Annotated in this window: 12 protein-coding genes and 5 pseudogenes; 14 read left to right on the top strand and 3 right to left on the bottom strand. The window is 65.7% G+C overall.

Annotated features, from left to right (window positions below; all coding sequences use genetic code 11):
* From ACZ53N_RS33725 to ACZ53N_RS33715, 3 genes and pseudogenes are all read left to right on the top strand, one after another.
* The coding region (locus ACZ53N_RS33725) for an integrase core domain-containing protein (protein WP_469144610.1) at nucleotides 1-367 on the top strand (367 nt) is incomplete at its 5' end.
* Between the two features lie 248 nt (nucleotides 368-615).
* A complete protein-coding gene (locus tag ACZ53N_RS33720; protein WP_469144609.1) occupies nucleotides 616-924 on the top strand; it encodes a transposase in 309 nt (102 codons plus the stop codon).
* A 43-nt stretch (nucleotides 925-967) separates the two neighbouring features.
* Nucleotides 968-1,476 (top strand): annotated as a pseudogene (locus tag ACZ53N_RS33715) (transposase); the annotation flags it as partial.
* On the opposite strand, the gene ACZ53N_RS33710 reads toward ACZ53N_RS33715, so the two are convergent.
* A complete protein-coding gene (locus ACZ53N_RS33710) occupies nucleotides 1,469-1,708 on the bottom strand; it encodes a hypothetical protein (protein WP_469144611.1) in 240 nt (79 codons plus the stop codon). The pseudogene ACZ53N_RS33715 and the gene ACZ53N_RS33710 sit on opposite strands and share 8 nt — an antisense overlap.
* A gap of 428 nt (nucleotides 1,709-2,136) precedes the next feature.
* Nucleotides 2,137-2,772: pseudogene (locus tag ACZ53N_RS33705) on the bottom strand (transposase family protein); the annotation flags it as partial.
* Between the two features lie 203 nt (nucleotides 2,773-2,975).
* Here ACZ53N_RS33705 and ACZ53N_RS33700 point away from each other — a divergent pair.
* The 10 genes and pseudogenes from ACZ53N_RS33700 to ACZ53N_RS33655 all read left to right on the top strand — a co-directional run bounded on the left by ACZ53N_RS33700 (nucleotide 2,976) and on the right by ACZ53N_RS33655 (nucleotide 14,584).
* Nucleotides 2,976-4,189 (top strand): annotated as a pseudogene (locus ACZ53N_RS33700) (IS110 family RNA-guided transposase).
* A 297-nt stretch (nucleotides 4,190-4,486) separates the two neighbouring features.
* A pseudogene (locus tag ACZ53N_RS33695) lies at nucleotides 4,487-4,702 on the top strand (transposase family protein); the annotation flags it as partial.
* Nucleotides 4,703-4,813: 111 nt separating this feature from the next.
* Entirely contained in the window at nucleotides 4,814-6,430 is a 1,617-nt protein-coding gene (locus ACZ53N_RS33690) for an IS701 family transposase (RefSeq protein WP_469144608.1), read from the top strand.
* A 747-nt stretch (nucleotides 6,431-7,177) separates the two neighbouring features.
* On the top strand, nucleotides 7,178-8,323 hold the full coding sequence (locus ACZ53N_RS33685; protein WP_469144607.1) for a cytochrome P450: 1,146 nt from the start codon (nucleotides 7,178-7,180) through the stop codon (nucleotides 8,321-8,323).
* Nucleotides 8,324-8,482: 159 nt separating this feature from the next.
* On the top strand, nucleotides 8,483-9,136 hold the full coding sequence (locus ACZ53N_RS33680) for a DUF6875 domain-containing protein (protein WP_469144606.1): 654 nt from the start codon (nucleotides 8,483-8,485) through the stop codon (nucleotides 9,134-9,136).
* 868 nt (nucleotides 9,137-10,004) lie between these two features.
* Nucleotides 10,005-10,823, top strand: coding sequence for a tryptophan 2,3-dioxygenase (locus ACZ53N_RS33675; protein ID WP_469144605.1), 819 nt, complete (start codon nucleotides 10,005-10,007; stop codon nucleotides 10,821-10,823).
* 293 nt (nucleotides 10,824-11,116) lie between these two features.
* Nucleotides 11,117-12,537: pseudogene (locus ACZ53N_RS33670) on the top strand (asparagine synthase-related protein).
* The gene (locus ACZ53N_RS33665) at nucleotides 12,465-12,815 is read left to right on the top strand and encodes a lasso peptide biosynthesis PqqD family chaperone (protein ID WP_469144604.1); all 351 of its coding nucleotides are present in this window, start codon (nucleotides 12,465-12,467) and stop codon (nucleotides 12,813-12,815) included. The pseudogene ACZ53N_RS33670 and the gene ACZ53N_RS33665 overlap by 73 nt, the downstream one beginning before the upstream one ends.
* Nucleotides 12,816-12,907: 92 nt before the next feature.
* The gene (locus ACZ53N_RS33660) at nucleotides 12,908-13,339 is read left to right on the top strand and encodes a lasso peptide biosynthesis B2 protein (RefSeq protein ID WP_469144603.1); all 432 of its coding nucleotides are present in this window, start codon (nucleotides 12,908-12,910) and stop codon (nucleotides 13,337-13,339) included.
* A gap of 435 nt (nucleotides 13,340-13,774) precedes the next feature.
* The gene (locus ACZ53N_RS33655; protein WP_469144602.1) at nucleotides 13,775-14,584 is read left to right on the top strand and encodes a hypothetical protein; all 810 of its coding nucleotides are present in this window, start codon (nucleotides 13,775-13,777) and stop codon (nucleotides 14,582-14,584) included.
* A gap of 1,377 nt (nucleotides 14,585-15,961) precedes the next feature.
* Here the strand turns inward: ACZ53N_RS33655 and ACZ53N_RS33650 are convergent.
* Nucleotides 15,962-16,234, bottom strand: a complete 273-nt coding sequence (locus tag ACZ53N_RS33650; RefSeq protein WP_469144601.1) for a hypothetical protein — start codon at nucleotides 16,232-16,234, stop codon at nucleotides 15,962-15,964.
* A 24-nt stretch (nucleotides 16,235-16,258) separates the two neighbouring features.
* Here ACZ53N_RS33650 and ACZ53N_RS33645 point away from each other — a divergent pair.
* The coding region (locus ACZ53N_RS33645; protein WP_469144600.1) for a hypothetical protein at nucleotides 16,259-16,521 on the top strand (263 nt) is incomplete at its 3' end.

Raw genomic sequence — 16,521 nt, 5'->3', positions numbered from 1 at the left:
CATATCCAGAGCCATCCACAACGCCGCACGGAACCGGAAACTCGCGGACGGCGCGATATTCCACTCCGATCGCGGCAGCAACTACATGTCCGACGAGTTCGGCAACACGCTGAACAGGCTCGCACTGCGAAGGTCCGCCGGACGCACCGGAATCTGCTTCGATAACGCTATGGCCGAATCATTCTTCGCGGCCCTCAAGAACGAACGAGTGTCGCGGGTCACTTACCAGACCCGCGAAGCCGCACGACAGGACATCACCCGCTATATCGAATTCTGGTACAATCGCAAACGGCTACACTCGGCCATCGACTATCGCCCTCCGCAAGAAGTCCACGCCGAGCACATGCAGTTGCGGACCGCCGCCTGAACGCGACAGTCAAGACCCTGTCCGAAGAACGCGAGGCCCCTCAGTCACCGGTATTGGATCTAAGCCAGGCTGCCTTTCACGTCGACTGGGACACCCAAAAGGTCACCTGTCCCCGGGGAAAGACCAGCGCCAGCTGGTCTGACCGGCGCAAACCCAGCGGCACCCCCGGTCGCCCAGATCTACTTCGCGTTCACCGACTGCGAGCCGTGCACTCTGCGGCACCATTGCACCAAGGCGACGAAAGGTAGGTGGGGCCGCCAGCTGTCCTTGCTGCCCGAGAACAACAACAGATCCTCGCACAGCAAAGGGACGAGCAGCAGACCGACGAGTGGAAGGCCCGTTACGACATACGCGCCGGAATCGAGGGCACCATCTCCCAGGCCGTCCGCCGCACCCGACTGCGTCGCACTCCTTACCGAGGCCAGGCCAAAACTCATCCAGCCAACGTCCTGTCCGCCTCCGCTATCAACATCATCCGTCTTGATGCCTGGCTTCACGGCACCCCCGTAGGCAAGACCCGCACCTCCCACCTCACCCGCCTGCACCTCACCGCATGAACCCGCCCAAGACAACCCGTTCTACGAATTCCCCAACGGAGTCCTGAAGGGCCTGCCGGACGCGGTGAGACAGTCTGGTCGCGAACCGTGGTGCAGACCTGCATAGTTCACCTCATTCGGAACAGCTTCCGCTACGTCGCCCGGCAGGACTGGGACAAGGCCGCCAAGGACCTCAAGCCCGTCTGCACCGCCCCGAGCGAGGCCGCGGCCACCGAGCGGTTCCTGGAGTTCTCCGAGAAATGGGGCACCAGGTATCCGGCCGTGATCAAGCTGTGGTCCGACGCCTGGGCCGAGATGGTGCCCTTCCTCTCCTTCGACGCGGAGATCCGCAAGGCGATCTGCAGCACGAACGCGACCGAGAGCGTGGACACCCGCATCCGCAAGGCTGTCCGGCCCGCGGCCACTTCCCGTCAGAGAACGTCGCGCTGAAGTGCGTCTACACGGCGCATGTCGCTGGACCCGACCGGCAAAGACCGGCGCCGCTGGACGATGCGCTGGAAGGCACCGCTGAACGCCATCCAGATGCCGTTTCCTGGTCCGGTGGTTACGGCTGGATCTCCAGCTGCACGCCGCCGCTGCTGCTCCGGAGCCCGGAGGCCAGGCATTCCGTGGGCAGCTGACTGGGCAGCGCAGCTGCGGTCCGCTGCGCGGCCCGCCCCTCGCCGCGGCCCTCGGTAACCCGACCTGACAGTCTGATGAGGGTGATGCCCGCGAGATGTAGAACCTTGGCGCTGTCGTAGACGATCAGCGAGTGGTGGTGATCGGCGTACTGGACGGTTTCCACGGCGCGGGGGCCAGCGTCCCCGATACAGGATGATCCGGGCGTTGCGGAGTCGACGGATCCTGTGGCCAGCACGGTCCTGCCGGGTGTGACGGTGCAGGTGTACTGGTCATCCGAGTGGACGCGAGTCGGGCGCGGGAAGAGTGTCAGGGGCGGGTCGTAAACGGTTGTCCTACTGCCCGTGCAGGTGACACCTCCTTCCCCGTAGGATCGGGCCTGACTGGCAGGAGCCCACACCCATGATGAACCCACCAGAACAAGGGAACTCAATGCTGCTGCCGCGCCACGCCCGTGCTTCATGCATCCTCCGGGAGACTTGAACCGCCGCTGCCCCTAACTCTACCCCGGGGCCTCATGTCGAAATCGGCTTCCTGCAGCGCACAGACGGCGCACGCACTATTCCGGGTCTCTCGACTCTGTCCAGTGAGCTTGGGGCTGCTGCGGGCGTGACGGAAGATGCGCCAGGCCTTCAAGCGGGCGAAGGCTCTCTCTCGACGGGGATACAGAGGCGGGCATGTGCCCGGTTGACGGCTTTCTGTTTGACGTGAGGTCGCGTCCGCGGTGGTGCTTGAAGGGCGTCGTGAGTGTTCCGCCGGCTCCTTCGTGCGCTTTGTCCGCGAGGGCTGGGGCCTTCAGTCGCTCACAGATCGTGATGATTCTGTGGGTGCGGGCGGCGGTGTTGTCGGCGGTGCGGCTGGGCAGGGCGGGTGAGTACCACAGGAGTTCGCCGGCGGGGCCGGTGACGGTCTGGATGTTCACGCCGTGGCGTCGAGCCTTGCCTGGGTAGTCGCTTTCTCCGTCTCGGGCTCGGTTGCGCTCGGCGATGGTGCCGTCCGCCAGGACCTAATCGCACCCGGGCCCGGCGCAGGGCCCGGGTGAGGGACGGGGCACGAGAGGCTAGGAGCGTGGTCACGCTCTGTACGTAAGGCGGTGCCCTTGCTGGTCCGGAATCCGGCCGCGACCTTGGCCAGGGTGGTGTGCTCCCGCAGGTACACCAGCGCCACGGTGGCGCGCTGTGACGGCCCAAGCTTGCACCTGCGGTCACCCTGGCGAGTGACGGTCAGCATCGTGACTCCTTAAGAATGGCGGTGGTCCGGGAGGGCCGGGTGTGGCTGATAGTGACCTGCCATTGGTGGCTCGGAGTGAGTGGCCGCCCGGTCCTCCGGGATGCTCCGGCTACTGATTGAGAACTGCGGTCATCGCTGGTTAAGGGCTTGGTGGCGGAGTGTTCCCCGGACCGGGAAAGTGCCGGTAGCGGAGGGGCGGAGCGATGGAAGCGACAGCGTGTCACGCACAGGTGTGGGTCGGTATCGATGCGGGCAAGGGGCATCACTGGGCGGTGGCCGTCGACACCGGCGGGCAGACGGTGTTCTCGAGAAAGGTCACCAACGGCGAGGACGACATCCTGGACCTGATCAAGACGGCCTGCGAGAAGGCTGATGAGGTGCGGTGGGCGGTGGATATCAGTGGTCGGTCCTCGATGCTGCTACTCGCTCTGTTGATCGCCCATGGTCAGAGCGTGGTGTATGTGCCCGGCCGGACGGTCAACCGGATGTCCGGTGCCTACCGCGGCGAGGGCAAGACCGATGCGAAGGACGCCCTGGTCATTGCCGATGTCGCGCGTATGCGCGGGGACTTCACCCCCTTGAGTCTGCCGAACGAGACGGTGGCCACCCTCCAGTTGCTCACCGCGCACCGGGCCGACCTGATCGCCGACCGCGTGCGGCTGATCAACCGCCTGCGCGATGCCCTGGTCGGCATCTGCCCCGCTCTGGAGCGAGCCTTCGACTACTCCGCGGCCAAAGGCCCGGTCGTCATGCTCACCGAGTACCAGACTCCGGCAGCCCTGCGCCAGATCGGCGTCAGGCAGCTCGCGGACTGGCTGGCACGGCGCACCGTCCGCGGAGCCTCCAACGTTGCCGCCGGCGCGGTCGAGGCGGCCCAGTCGCAGATGACCGCCCTGCCCGGAGAGAAACGGGCAGCCAGGCTCGTGTGCGACCTCGCCCATCAGCTTCTGGCCCTGGACGAGTGGATCAAAGACACCGACCGGGAGATCCGCGAAGCCTTCCGCCTCGATGAGCGGGCCGAAATCATCGAGTCCCTGCCCGGGATGGGCCCCGTCCTCGGGGCAGAGTTCCTCGCGATCGTGGGTGACCTGACCGGTTATGCCGACGCCGGCCGTCTGGCCGCCCACGCGGGCCTGGCCCCGGTACCGCGGGACTCCGGCCGCCGGACCGGCAACCACCACCGGCCCAAGCGCTATCACCGGCGCCTGCGTCACATCTTCTATATGGCCGCCCAAACCGCCATGATGCGGCCCCTCACGGCCCCTCCCGCGACTACTACCTCAAAAAACGTGCTGAAGGACTGATCCACACCCAGGCACTGATGGCCCTCGCCCGCCGCCGGGTCGACGTGTTGTGGGCCATGCTCCGCGACAAGAGACTGTTCACCCCCACCCCGCCAGTCTCCCAACCGGCTTGACACGGTCATTGAGACTCACTCCACGAGCGCACGCGGAAGGTCCAGTGCAGGCAGGACAGATGACCAACAGGACTACCCAGCTGAGTGGTTGAGACGTCAGACGTCTCCTCCAACAGACAGGGAGCCCTGCTCGTCACGCCCCACCACCCGTCACCCGATCAGTGGCCACCCTGAAGAAGCTCAGTAAACGGCTCTGTCTCACAGATTCGGTGGTGACGGAGGGTGGCGAAGTGTCGTTGATGTCGGTGTGACGGATATCAACTAGCTTGTGCAGGTGGTGCTTTCGGGGATAACCCGCTGGTCATTGAGGATTTGGTCGACGAGGGCGAGCGGGTCGGGTGAGGGCACGGACTCCGAAGGGACCGTGATCTGTCCGGTGCGCTGGGTTCATCGCGGCGTGTGCACCGATACCACTGGCGGACGGTGGCCGACGTACCGGTCGGCGGCCGGCGGGTGGTGGTCCACGTGCGGGTGCGGCGTTTGGTGTGTGCCACACGCGACTGCCGCCACACCAGTCAGAGGCCGGCAGAGTCACGCGCGTTCTAGCGGTGGTCCGTTGACGGCGGGTCAGGGCGGTGGTAGGTCGGTAGCAGAGGAACGTCGTCTCGTCGTCCGAAGGCTGTGATGACCCGTCGTCTGCCGTGTCCGCCTGCTCCGGGGCCGCTCGAGTCCTACGCCACGCGCTTTGATGACCTGTTCTCCACGTTGGCACAGCGGCGGGGGTTTCGCGAGTGCCTGGCCGGGCTGCTGCTGCCGCGGGACAGGAACAAGACGCTGACGTGTCTGGCCGGGGCAGAGCCCGTCGCCGGTGGTCGGCACCGGGCGGTGCAGCGGTTGCAGTTCTTCCTGTCGGAATCGATCTGGGATCACGAGAAGATCAACGACCGGCGGGTGGAGCTGCTGCTGGCCGACCCGGCGACCGCCCCGCATCCGGGTGGGGTACTGGTGATCGATGATTCCGGTGACCGCAAGGACGGGACGGCGACCGCGCACGTGGGCAAGCAGTACCTGGGCTCGGTCGGCAAGATCGACCGCGGAGTGGTCACCCGTGACGACCTGCTGGGGGGGGACGAGCGCGTCTACTACCCGCTCCACGCCGTCCCCTACACCCCGGCCCACCACTTCCCGAAGGGGAAGAACGACCCGGGCTTCCGCACCAAACTGCAGATCGCGGCCGGCTTGGCCGTTCGGGCCAAGGAGGCCGGGCTGGTGTTCAGGTCGGTCGCCGCCGACTGCGCCTACGGCGACCAGGACAGCTTCCGCGCCGACCTGCACACCACCGGCCTGCCGTTCGTGATGGCTCTCAAACCCCGCCACGGCACCTGGGCCTATGGAGCGGACGCCCACACGCCCGTCGACGCCGCCCGCCTCCTAACCTGGACAGGCCCGGATCATCCCGGGGACTGGTCACCGGTCGAGCGCACCTTCCGCGACGGGCACACCGCCACCTGGTGGGCCGCCGAAGCCCAGCTCGGATGGTGGGGCCCGGACGGAAACGTCCGCCTGGTCGTGGCCACCGCCGACCCGGCCATCTTGCCCGAGAAAGCGACCTGGTACCTGGCCACCGACCTGCCCCGCCCCGGCTCCCCGCGCGTTGCCGACAGCCCCTACACGCCCGCCAGCCTTGCCGAGATCGTACGGATCTACGGGCTGAGGCACTGGATCGAGCAGAGCTACAAGCAGGTCAAGGACGAACGCGGCTGGGCCGACTTCCAGGTCCGCTCCGACACCGCCATCCGCCGCCACCAGACCCTGGTCAACACCGCATTCTCGTTCCGCTGGGATACCTGGTTCGCCCCATCCCTACTACCCGCGGAACAGGAACCGGCCCCGCCCGCGGACCGCCCAGAGAGGGGGGACCCGCCGCCCCAGCAGCCCCAACCGGCCTGCTGGCCCCAGGCCGTCCGTGGCTGGCTGACGCCCTGGAGCACACTGCAACGCTACTGGCGGGCATGGTCGACGAAGCCCCCGCCCGCAGAACCCCAGGCCCTGCTCAACGCCGTCTCCACCGGCAGACCCCTCGATCTTTACTGCCCCGCACAACAAACCAGCGCTAGCCGTGACTCGTCGGCTTCCAAAGCGAGATCGCCCTCGCGAGATCACTCTGAAGAAGCTCAGTGTGGCGCGTGGAAAGCACTACGCACCAATGTACGCTCCCGTGCGCCCGAGCAGGCCTCTCGCCTAAGAGGGCTCGCAGCGAGACACTGTTTTCCTGCAGTTTGTGTCGTGAGCGGTCGCTGATCTGACGAGAGGGGCGGTGAAGATTATTCAAAAGTAGCAGATCAACCCTGGGTACAAGCGTGGAGGAGTTTGGGCTAGGCGATGGGCTCGAGGATTTCGGGGCGAGGGGGGCGGCAGTTCTGTATAGGTTCTTCCAGCTCCGGTGCAGCGCTCGGAGGCGGAGCTGGTGGAGGAGTGGGCTGGTGCAGTCCTTCTCCGCCTCGGTAAGCGGGCGGTGCAGGGGGTTCTTGTACGGGAGGAGCAGGCTGCTGCCCTAGTCGCTCTTGTCGCCGAGGCTGGGGTGTTTGACGATGCCATCGCCAAGGGGGAGGGCAACAACCCACATGCTCCCCCGCAGGGCCGACGCCGCGACGGCCCTGCTTGACCGGCGGCACAGTGCCTCCTCCGCAGGCTATCGTGGAGGTCGTCAAGCGGTCGAGCACCCAACTCGGAACAGGGTCAGACGCGGCCTCGTCGATATTGATCCGAAACTCTTGGTCTGCTCGATTGCTGGAGAATCGCCGCAGGTCGTGGCCCGCAAGCAGGAACCCGAAGCGTTTCAGGTCAATAGAACGTTCCCGGCACCCGAGAGGACTTGACGTGTCCCATTTCTCAGGACATAGGGGCGATGCGGGGGTGTTTCTTCCGCAGGCTTATGCTTCGGGTGTTCCGTACGCGCTGTTCCGCAGGCTGCGCGCGGATGTGCCGGTGTGTTGGGTCGGAGAGCCTGCGCTGGGGCGGTGGCCGGCAGGCAGGGGGTTCTGGGGCGTGTTCCGGCACGCCGAGGTTACGGATGTGCTGCGCGCCCCGGAGTTGTTCTCCTCCTATTTGGGCGGGACCCAGATCCTCGACCCAGACAGGCCAGAAGACCTGACGTTCATGCGGGCGTCGATGGTTAACCAGGATCCGCCCGGTCTTGCCCGACTGCGGCGCGTCGTGGCCACAGCGTTCACCCCCACGTCGGTGTTGAAGCTACAGGGTGCCGTTGAGGGATGGGCCCGGGAGCTGGTTGACGCCGTTGTGCGCGCTGGGGAAGCCGACTTCGTCGAGCTCAGCGCCGATCTGCCGCTTCGGGTGCTAGCGCGGATGCTGGGCATGCCCGACGAGGACCGGTGGCTGTTGTCTTATTGGGCAAATCGGGTAATCGGCTACCAGGACAGCGAGTATGCTCTTGGGTGCGCCGCCATCCCCGAAGGCTTGAGTCCGATGGGCCGTGCGGCGCTGTCTCACTCCCCCCTGTTCAGCCGCCCGGACGGGCGGCTGAACAATCCCCGCTCGCGCGCGGCGCTGGCGGACATGTTCGCCTACGCTCACGCTCTCGCCGAGCGCCCGGGCGGCGTGATGACACGCGTCATAGAGGCGGACTTGAACCCGGACGAGTTCGAGCAAATGTTCTACTTGCTGGTTGTCGCGGGGAACGAGACAGTGCGCAACGCCCTCCCGGGAGGGCTGCTGTGTCTGCTGGAGCACCCTGACCAGATGGAGCGGCTGCGCCGCCAGCCGGAGTTGGTCGAGCGGGCGGTGGAGGAGATACTGCGTTACTGGCCGCCGTTGATCCATTTCCGGCGCACCGCCACCTGCAACGTTGAGCTGGGCGGTCAGCGCATTCGGGCCGGGGAGAAGGTAGTGGTCTACCACCCCTCGGCCAACCGGGACGAGGCGGTCTTCGACGACCCCGACCGGTTCGACATCACCCGTCAGCCCAACAACCACGTCAGCTTCGGCGCGGGACCGCACTTCTGCCTGGGCGCCCACCTCGCCCGGGCAGAGATGGCTGCCATGCTCCGGCAGGTGCTGGACCGCATGCCGGGCCTGGAACTGGCTGACCAGCCGGTGCGACTGGTCTCCAACTTCGCCAACGGCTTGAAGAGCCTACCCATCCGCTGGCAAACCGCACATGCCACGCCACAGTGATCACGGAAGCGGGGACGTTTGGGTGATGAGTTGGGCTGGGCTGGGCTGTGGGCGATTGTTATCGGCGACGATCGGTCCCGGCGCGCGATGCTCCGCTGGCCAGTGAGAGCTTGGTCGCAGTAGCTGCCCGCCGATCGGAAGAAAAGAGGGATCACTATCGTGCGATGTGAAGCAGGGCGGGATGTGAAGTCCACATATCTAGAGGACACGCGCGCATGGCTTACCGACGTTCTGTGCACCCCTGACGAGCGCGTTGGTAGGAGCGGTGCGGTCTGCCCTTTTATTGGTGCCTCCTTGCGTGCGGGAGGGCTGCGATTGGAAGCATGGCCTATTGAACATCTGGCGGACAGCGAGGAACTCACAGTACTTGCGCGGCGGATGGTCACGGTCTTCCAGACTTCCCGCTGGACCTGCGGGAACCGCACACTGCGCGCCCTGGTCGTGATATTGGCGGGGCTCGCTCCGGAAAGATTCGCTCTCACCGATGAGGTGCAGGCGCTGCTCAAACCCGAACTGGCCGCCAATGGGCTGATGCTGGGCCAGTTCCATCCGTTGTGCGATGAACCGGCGGCCCGAAATAATGAGTTCAAGGTCTGTCGCTCACCCGTGCCCATGTTGGCGCTGCGGCACATGGCTGTTCATGATGTGCTCTTTCTTCATAGGGACCGCCCGTGCTTCACTGCCTACGACCAGCGCTACGGAGCCAGATACGACCAGGGGGCGGTGCCTGACGCGCTGTTTCGCGACATCTTCGCCGATGCCCGGGCCCGCTTCGGCACCGGAGGGGACCATGTCCACGGCTCGACGTTATGACATCGGTGGCGGCTGGGTACCAGGGGTACACCCCGGAGCAGCACTCCCCGAGTTTGCGTGTACCGAATCTCGAGGCCGAATTACTCGCCCAGGCCGGCGCGAGCGAGCCCGAGCGGCTCTGCACTGGCGAACCCTCGTCTACGGGGGACGAGCCGGACGAACGGGTGGACATCGTCCCGGCGCCAACGGCGCCCTCCAGCCGTGGGGACACCCCTTGGTAGTGTTCGTACACGGCGGCTACTGGCAGGAGCTGGGTAGGACCCACGCGTCCTACCCAGCCGAGGGATCGTGTGCCCGGGGTGTCGCCTACGCTGCACTGGGCTTCGGACTCGCTCCAGCACTCCGCCTGGACGACACCCTGGCCATGGTTCGCAGGGGTGTGCTGTGGCTCGTGGCTCATGCCGCCACTGGGTTGCGATCCCGAGCGCGTCATCCTGGCGGGCAGCTCCGCTGGCGCACATCTGGCAGCCATGTGTCTGCTGGACGAAGAGCACCACCGCTGTATCGCCGCCGTCCTGCTCAGCGGCGCCTGCTAGTTGGAGTCTCTCCGCCTGACCCACGTCAACGATCGCCTGCGCATAAGTCCGCAGGAGGCAAAACGGAACAGCGCGCCCGCCGCGCTTCCTGCCTCGCCAGCTGTCACCGTTGGTCGTTGCCCGTGGACAGCCGAGACGGAGTTCGTCAGGTGGCACCGGGACTTCTGTAGGCATGTCGTGGCCGTACCGGTCACCTCGTGGACGTGGTGGCGAGCGCGCGGAACCACTTCGAGACCTGTTTTGACCTCACGAGCCCCTCGACCGAACTGAGTCGTGCGCCGTCATAGAGCTCACGCAGCCCGCCATTCCACCCACGCATCCGAGGACTCCATGTGACGGACGATCCTTGCCGGGACTTCCCAGGGCCGAGCACCCCCTACATCGATTATCAGAGCATCACCGCCCTGCTCTCCCTCCAGCACCCACTCTCGAACGCCCCCGCAGAGCTCACCTTCTATGTGCTCGGTCAGATCAAGGAACTGCTGTTCAAGCTCCTGTATGGCGAATTATGCGCAGTGCGTTCCCTCCTCGACGCTGACGATGCGGCACAGGCGCTCTGGACACTGCGTCGCGCACACCGGGTGACCGAACTGCTCACCCACACCTGGGATGTGCTGGGCACACTTGCCCCCACGGAGTTCAACGCCTTCCGCGAACATCTGGGCCAGGCCTCAGGCTCCCAGTCCTACATGTACCGCATGCTCGAGTATGTCCTCGGCAACAAGGACAGCCGCCTGGTCCGTCCACACCGCCACGTGCCGCACGTGCACGAGCAGGTGGAAACGGCGCTCCACGCGCCGAGCGTGTACGACGCCGCGCTCCATCTCCTTGCACGACAGGGCGCGAAGCTCCCAGCAGCCGTACTCACCCGGGACCCCGCCCAGCCGTACACACCCCACGACGCGGTGGAACAGGCTTGGGCCGAGATCTACCGCACCACCAGCCCAGGCCACGACATGTTCGAACTTGCCGAGGCTCTAATCGCCCTAGCTGAAGGCTTCAGCCGATGGCGCGCCCTTCACCTGCTTACCGTGGAGCGAGTCATCGGTACCAAAGGCGGTACCGGTGGGACGACAGGGGTGCAGTGGCTCCGCCGCGCCGCGGAACACCGCCACTTCCCCGAACTGTGGAGCTCGAGACGCCTGCTGTGACGTGTCACCTTCACATGCTGCTGAACTGAGGGGCCGCGAAGTTTCCGGACAGCAACCCAATAGTGTTGATCTGTAAGGATACGAGGATAAGCGGCAGGTGCTGGTCCGTGAACCCCACTCGTTCGAGTGAGTCCGTGACGGCGCCACCTGAAGGCGATACGGTCCCGGTGGCGGCTTCGGTGAGCGGCCAGGTCTGGGTTCGGGGCAGTGCTTCGGGAGTCAGGCGGGTCTTCCATGCCCGTGTGCACGGAGTGACGGTGGCGGCATGCCGGGCTGATGTACTCGCTTCCCTGATGAACGCGCGTGTGGACGAGCAGGTGCTCGCCCTGCACCTGCTGCATGGCAATCCACCGTACCCGCTCGATGACCGGTGCCTATGGCAAGAGGTCCGGGCCGTGAGGTCCGGCGACGGCTTGATAGCCGAAGCGGATGGGCGTTCGCGCACGAGGCAGTGGTGGACACCTCCCGAACCCATGCTGTCCGCTACCGCAGGAACGCCTGGGGTGCGCCGTGCCCTGGTCGCCGCAGTGGAATCGTGCACCTCATCGGGCGGAACAGTCAGCGCCGACTTGTCAGGGGGAATGGATTCCACCAGCCTGTGCTTCCTGGTGCCGCAAGATCGAGCGCGGCTGGTCACGCTGCACTCGGAAGGGCTCAACCTTGCCAATGACGACGCCGACTGGGCGACGATCGCTACTGCGGAGCTACCCGGCTGCGATCATGTGAGACCAGACCGATCCGCTACCCCCTCGCCGTTCAGCAGCCTGGCCTCCTTGACCGTTCAGGCCGACGAGCCGGGAGCGTGTGTACCACGCAACGCCGCCAGAATCGCTGCGACAGTCAAACTGATGGTCTGCCGGGGATCACGGCTTCACCTGACCGGCAGCGGGGGAGACGAACTCTTCACAGCCTTCTTCCCGCATATCCACGATTACCTGCGCAGCAACCCGCCCGCCTTCGCAGACAGCGACTGTATCAAGGCTGGCCCCTGCAGCCGCTGCTGCGCGCGCTCGCCGACCACAGCACCTTCAGTCAATACCTGGACGAATGGGCGGACAGCCTTACCGCAGTGCCCCCACCACTGTACGCACCTTCCATCCCCTCCATGACCTGGGGCGACCCCCTGCGTATGCCACCCTGGGCCACCCCCGGCGCGGTCCACGCCGTTCAATCCATCCTGCGCGAATACGCTGCCGACGACACTGAGCCGCTCGCACCACAACGGGGCCAACACGCTGCCCTTTCATACGTCCAGATCGCAAGCCGCGCCGCCCGCCAGAGGAACCAGACGATCAACGCGATGGGCCTTGAACACGCCACGCCCTACCTCGACGACAACGTCATCGAAGCAGCACTGTCCGTACGAGTCGCCGAACGCAACGCACGCGACCAGTACAAGCCTGTTCTCGCTGGTGCGATGCGAGGCATCATGCCCGACACCCTCCTGGGCCGCTCCACCAAAGGCGACTTCAGCACCGACATGTACCGCGGGCTGCACCAGCACCGGCAAGAACTCGTCGGACTGCTCGGCGACTCCCCCCTTGTCCATGCCGGAGTGATCGACGGTGCGAGCTTCCGCAACTACCTGACCCACCTCCACCCGAGGCCAGACCTTCTGCGCTTCGTGGAGACCACCCTCGGATGCGAACTCTGGCTCCGCAGCCTCGACTCCGCCGAGCCGCTCAGCACCCGCACCACCGGAGGAACGCCATGACCCTCGCACTGCGTCCAGATGTGTACGCGACCGACACTGACGACGGGATGGTGCTCCTTGACGAGTCCACTGGACGGTACTGGCAACTCAACAGCACGGGCGCGCTCATTCTCCGCAGCCTGCTCAACGGCGCAACTCCCGGGGAGACAGCACACCAGCTGAGCTGCCGCCACTCGCAGATCAGCGATACACAGGCCACCCACGACGTCGCATCCGTGGTCACCTCGCAGGTCACGGCGGGCTTGGCCTCACCTCCTGGGCACCCCGTACCAGACTGACCATACCCACGTCACACCGCCAGGCCCCATTCGCGCAGGCCGTACTCCCGGTCCCAGCTCACGCGAACGGTGCAGAAGGCATAAGTATTGCCGTGAGCCGGGCGCTGATCACCTCTTCCCCTCAGATTCCTCCCCTCAACCGCCGCCCAGCGGCCCTCTTCACAATCGCCACCGCCCGGTTGCTCATTTCCCTTAAACCCCGTCGTATCCGGCGCTCCCTGTCCTTCCTCCGGCGTGGAGCCCTACCAGCCACTGCGGAACAGGCCCTTGCCGCCCACCAGGCTGTCATCGCACTCAGCAAACGCTGCGCGGGCGAAGGCTGCCTGCAACGTTCCATCGCCACAGCCGTCCCGTGCCGCATGAGCGGCACCTGGCCGGACTGGTGCACCGGCGTAAGCACTGCCCCCTTCCGGGCGCACGCCTGGGTCGAAGTGGACGGTCACCCGATCGGCGAACCGCTGGGTGCGCAGGCATACCGACGGCTCATGACCGTACCGAGCCTGCCAAGAGACCATCCGGAATGACTACGAAAGCAGCCGTTGGCAGAAAAGCAGCGACTCCGACATCGAGGAAGCCCCGTTTGTCCCATTCTCCCGTCAACTCCAGTACACGATCACCGCTGCAGGCCACAGGTTCCAAACGGCGTCGCCAGGCTCTTGACGTAACGTGGGATGATCTTGCTGTGGGTTGCTGTGGGAGGGGCATTCGCGGACACGCCGCCGGACAAGGGCTACCGCTTCCCGCCGGACGGCATACCGACACGGAGAACGCTTGGGCCCTAGCCCCAATGCCGGGACTCTGTTGACGATCTTGCTGAGGGTGCTGACGGCGGGGTCGGCTGGCGCTTCGCTCTCCACCCGGGCCCGCCCCGGTTCAGCCCCAGTACCTGGGCGACGGACGCCTTCAGGTTGTCGTGGCGGACCTTGTCCGCCAGCCCACCCGAGGAGATTGCAGTACTTATGAGCCAGGCGTGGAGCGTGTGCATCGAGCTCAACTCGTCCGACCTGACCGCAGAGACCGTTGTAGGGCTGCACGAAGCTCTCTCGACGCACGCGCCCTCTGTGGGACAGGCTCCGAATGGCAATGCATCAGTGCGGCTGTTCGTCGAGACGACCGAGTTGCCGGAGGCCGTCGCCGCAGCGATTGAGCTCGTCACCACGGCCGCGCGCAACCTCGGTATCAGCGATCGTGTCGTGGGCCTGGAAGTTATGACTGAGGAGGAGCTGGACCGCATCAACGCTCTCCCTGTGGTGCCTGAGCTGGCAGGCATTAGCGAGGTCGCCTCGGTCTGTGGCGTATCTAAGCAGCGGGCGTCGAAGTTGACCGAACTCCCCGGCTTCCCTGATCCCGTCCAGACCCTCGCGTCGGCTGGCAAGATCTACCTCGCCGATCAGGTCAAGGACTGGAATGGCCGGCGCACCCGGACTCGTGGGCGCCGGCGCATACCCCTCGATCTCACAGATGCCGAGAACGCCGTCCTTGTCGCCCTCGCCGCAGCTGGCCGGGGAGAGCCTCTCCCCGACGCCACCGATCTTCAGCAGCGCACGATGGCGGCAGTGGAGGAGACCTTCAGCCCCACGTACTTCCGGCTCCACCGGGGATCCGGCCAGGCCGACGACATCGACGAGGCCCTGTGCGCTTTGCAGGACAAGGCGCTCATCATCACTCGCCGACCGCCGAAGAAGATCACCAACGACTTCAACCACAAGAACGACACGCTCGTCACCATCACAGACATGGGCCGACGCCGAATCCCCTCCACCCTCTGACGACTCCCGTCGGGCAGGCCGGTGACTGCTCCCCTTCACCGGCCCGCCCGACGCGCTACGTGCCGACGCCTCCTGGCCGCGCTGATCGCGCCGCCAGGAGGCGTCGGCGCCTGACGTCCATCCCGCGGTGACACGTTGCGCTGCTTCGTCGCAACGCAGTCCAACAGCACGCTAGCGCTGACGAGGGGCGCGCCCAACGACAGCGGCAAGACCGCTCCAGGACGGCCCGGAGCAGGGCTCACGCCGTCGCGAGCAGCACTCCTCTGTGGGAAAGCGAAGGGATGGCTCGTCCAGGGGTGCGCACGTCGCGCCCTGGCCCGCCCCCTCTTCCCGCGATCGGCCACAGCCGATCGCCCCCCGCCTCCCCAATAGGGGAGCTAGCTCCGCAACCGCGCGCAGCGGCTGAGGTCGGAGCAGGACCTATCCGAAACCGGTCCCGGTGTCCGAGCGAAGCACCGGTAAATCCGCTCAACCTTCCCGGGACCTCGACCACACCACGAAGCAACCGGCCATGATCCACCATTCCGAACTCCGCTCGTCCATCACATCCCCAGCCGTCAGCCCGTCCGTAGCTCCGAACCCGTTCCTCACAGCTCCCAATTCCACGAAGGTCTCTCTCTTCACTTCCCATCTCTTCCGCTCTTCGTTTCTCCTCTCAAGTTCTTCCGTTCCTCCGCTGACGCGGTGGTCACAGAGAAGTAGTCGGCAGGATTTCGCCAGCCCCATCAGCGTCCTGACCAGCTGTTTTGACCTATCCGGGCAGGCTTGTGGAAACAACCTGACAGGCAACCTGAGAAGCAACCCTGGCGAATACCCGCGCATCCTGTAGACGGCACAGCTCCAGTCCGCCGTATCCGGCAAGCGACTGGCATGCCGACCAGGCCGTTGGCAAAAGGCAGCGCTCCGATCCGGTGACAACCAGCCTGCCTCACCGGTGCCAAATCGCAGGTTGATGGCCGGCCTCGGTGACACCTATCGTGCGTCGGCACGCCTGCTCTTCCGCCCTTTTCTGGGCATCCGGTAGGGGAGGTAAGTTCTCCTCTCCGGGGAAGGCGGGCTGGGTATTCGCAGCCGAGCTGGGGGGTGAATTCACCCTCTGCGGCTTACCCCTGCCGCCACAGCAGTCCAGTGATCAATGCTTGCCAACGTGCCGCCGACCCGGGGTGGGGAGGTGAATTCTCCTCTGTGCCTGCGAGCGTTGGGCACAAGGCGAGTCGGCGCTTCTTCGCGCAGGGCCACCGGGTTGCCGGGAAGTCGGCGGGGTTGAGGAACGGCCCGAGGGCATCGCGCGCTCGAAGCGGTCGGCAGCCGGATGCCGGGCCTCGATTACCCCAGGGGTTGGGTGTCACGGCTGGAGGACGGTGGCGGTGGCTCACCCTAACCGGCGGTGATGGTGAGCCCAGGCCGCGGCGTCGGCCCACACCCGGCGCCCATGCCGCCGGGATCGCGGAGGCTGGCGAAGGTGTCGGACAGCCGGGCGTGGACGGTGGCTATGCCAGCGAGGTCGGCGTGCCAGCGGCCACGCCGGTCGACCTCGCCGGCAATCTGGTCGTCGAGGCGGTGTCCGCCGTGGAGCGCCTGGCGGTGCCCGTTGGCTTCCTTCTCGACGGCGCCGAGGGCGTGGACGACCGGGCTCGTGGTCCGGCACACGGACACCGGTACAGGTATCTGCGCGTGATCGTCTTCCTGGTCAGCATGTCGCCCCCCGTTCACGCGGTTCCCGAGGGGGAAAGCCGTCGTGGAAGGGGAGTGGTAGCTGGTGATTGGACGGTTTGGTTTCCGCAGGTCAGCAAAGGTTTTTCGATCGGCGGGGCATTGGGGGGGGGGGGGGGGGGGGGGGGGGGGGAGGGAAAAAAAAAAAAAAAAAAAAAGGAAAAACACACACGCACACACCACAAAACAAACACCAAAAAACAAAACACAAAAACACCCGCCCA

The organism is Streptomyces sp. NPDC033229, from assembly GCF_055576875.1.
The sequence above is the reverse complement of the archived record's forward strand: the minus strand, read 5'-3'. Positions and strand labels throughout refer to the sequence as shown.

Bases quoted from the DNA above. Each gene is read 5' to 3' on its own strand.
- ACZ53N_RS33690 (WP_469144608.1), top strand. From the start codon at position 4,814: ATGACCCGTCGTCTGCCGTGTCCGCCTGCTCCGGGGCCGCTCGAGTCC.
- ACZ53N_RS33665 (WP_469144604.1), top strand. From the start codon at position 12,465: ATGCGAACTCTGGCTCCGCAGCCTCGACTCCGCCGAGCCGCTCAGCAC.
- ACZ53N_RS33655 (WP_469144602.1), top strand. From the start codon at position 13,775: ATGAGCCAGGCGTGGAGCGTGTGCATCGAGCTCAACTCGTCCGACCTG.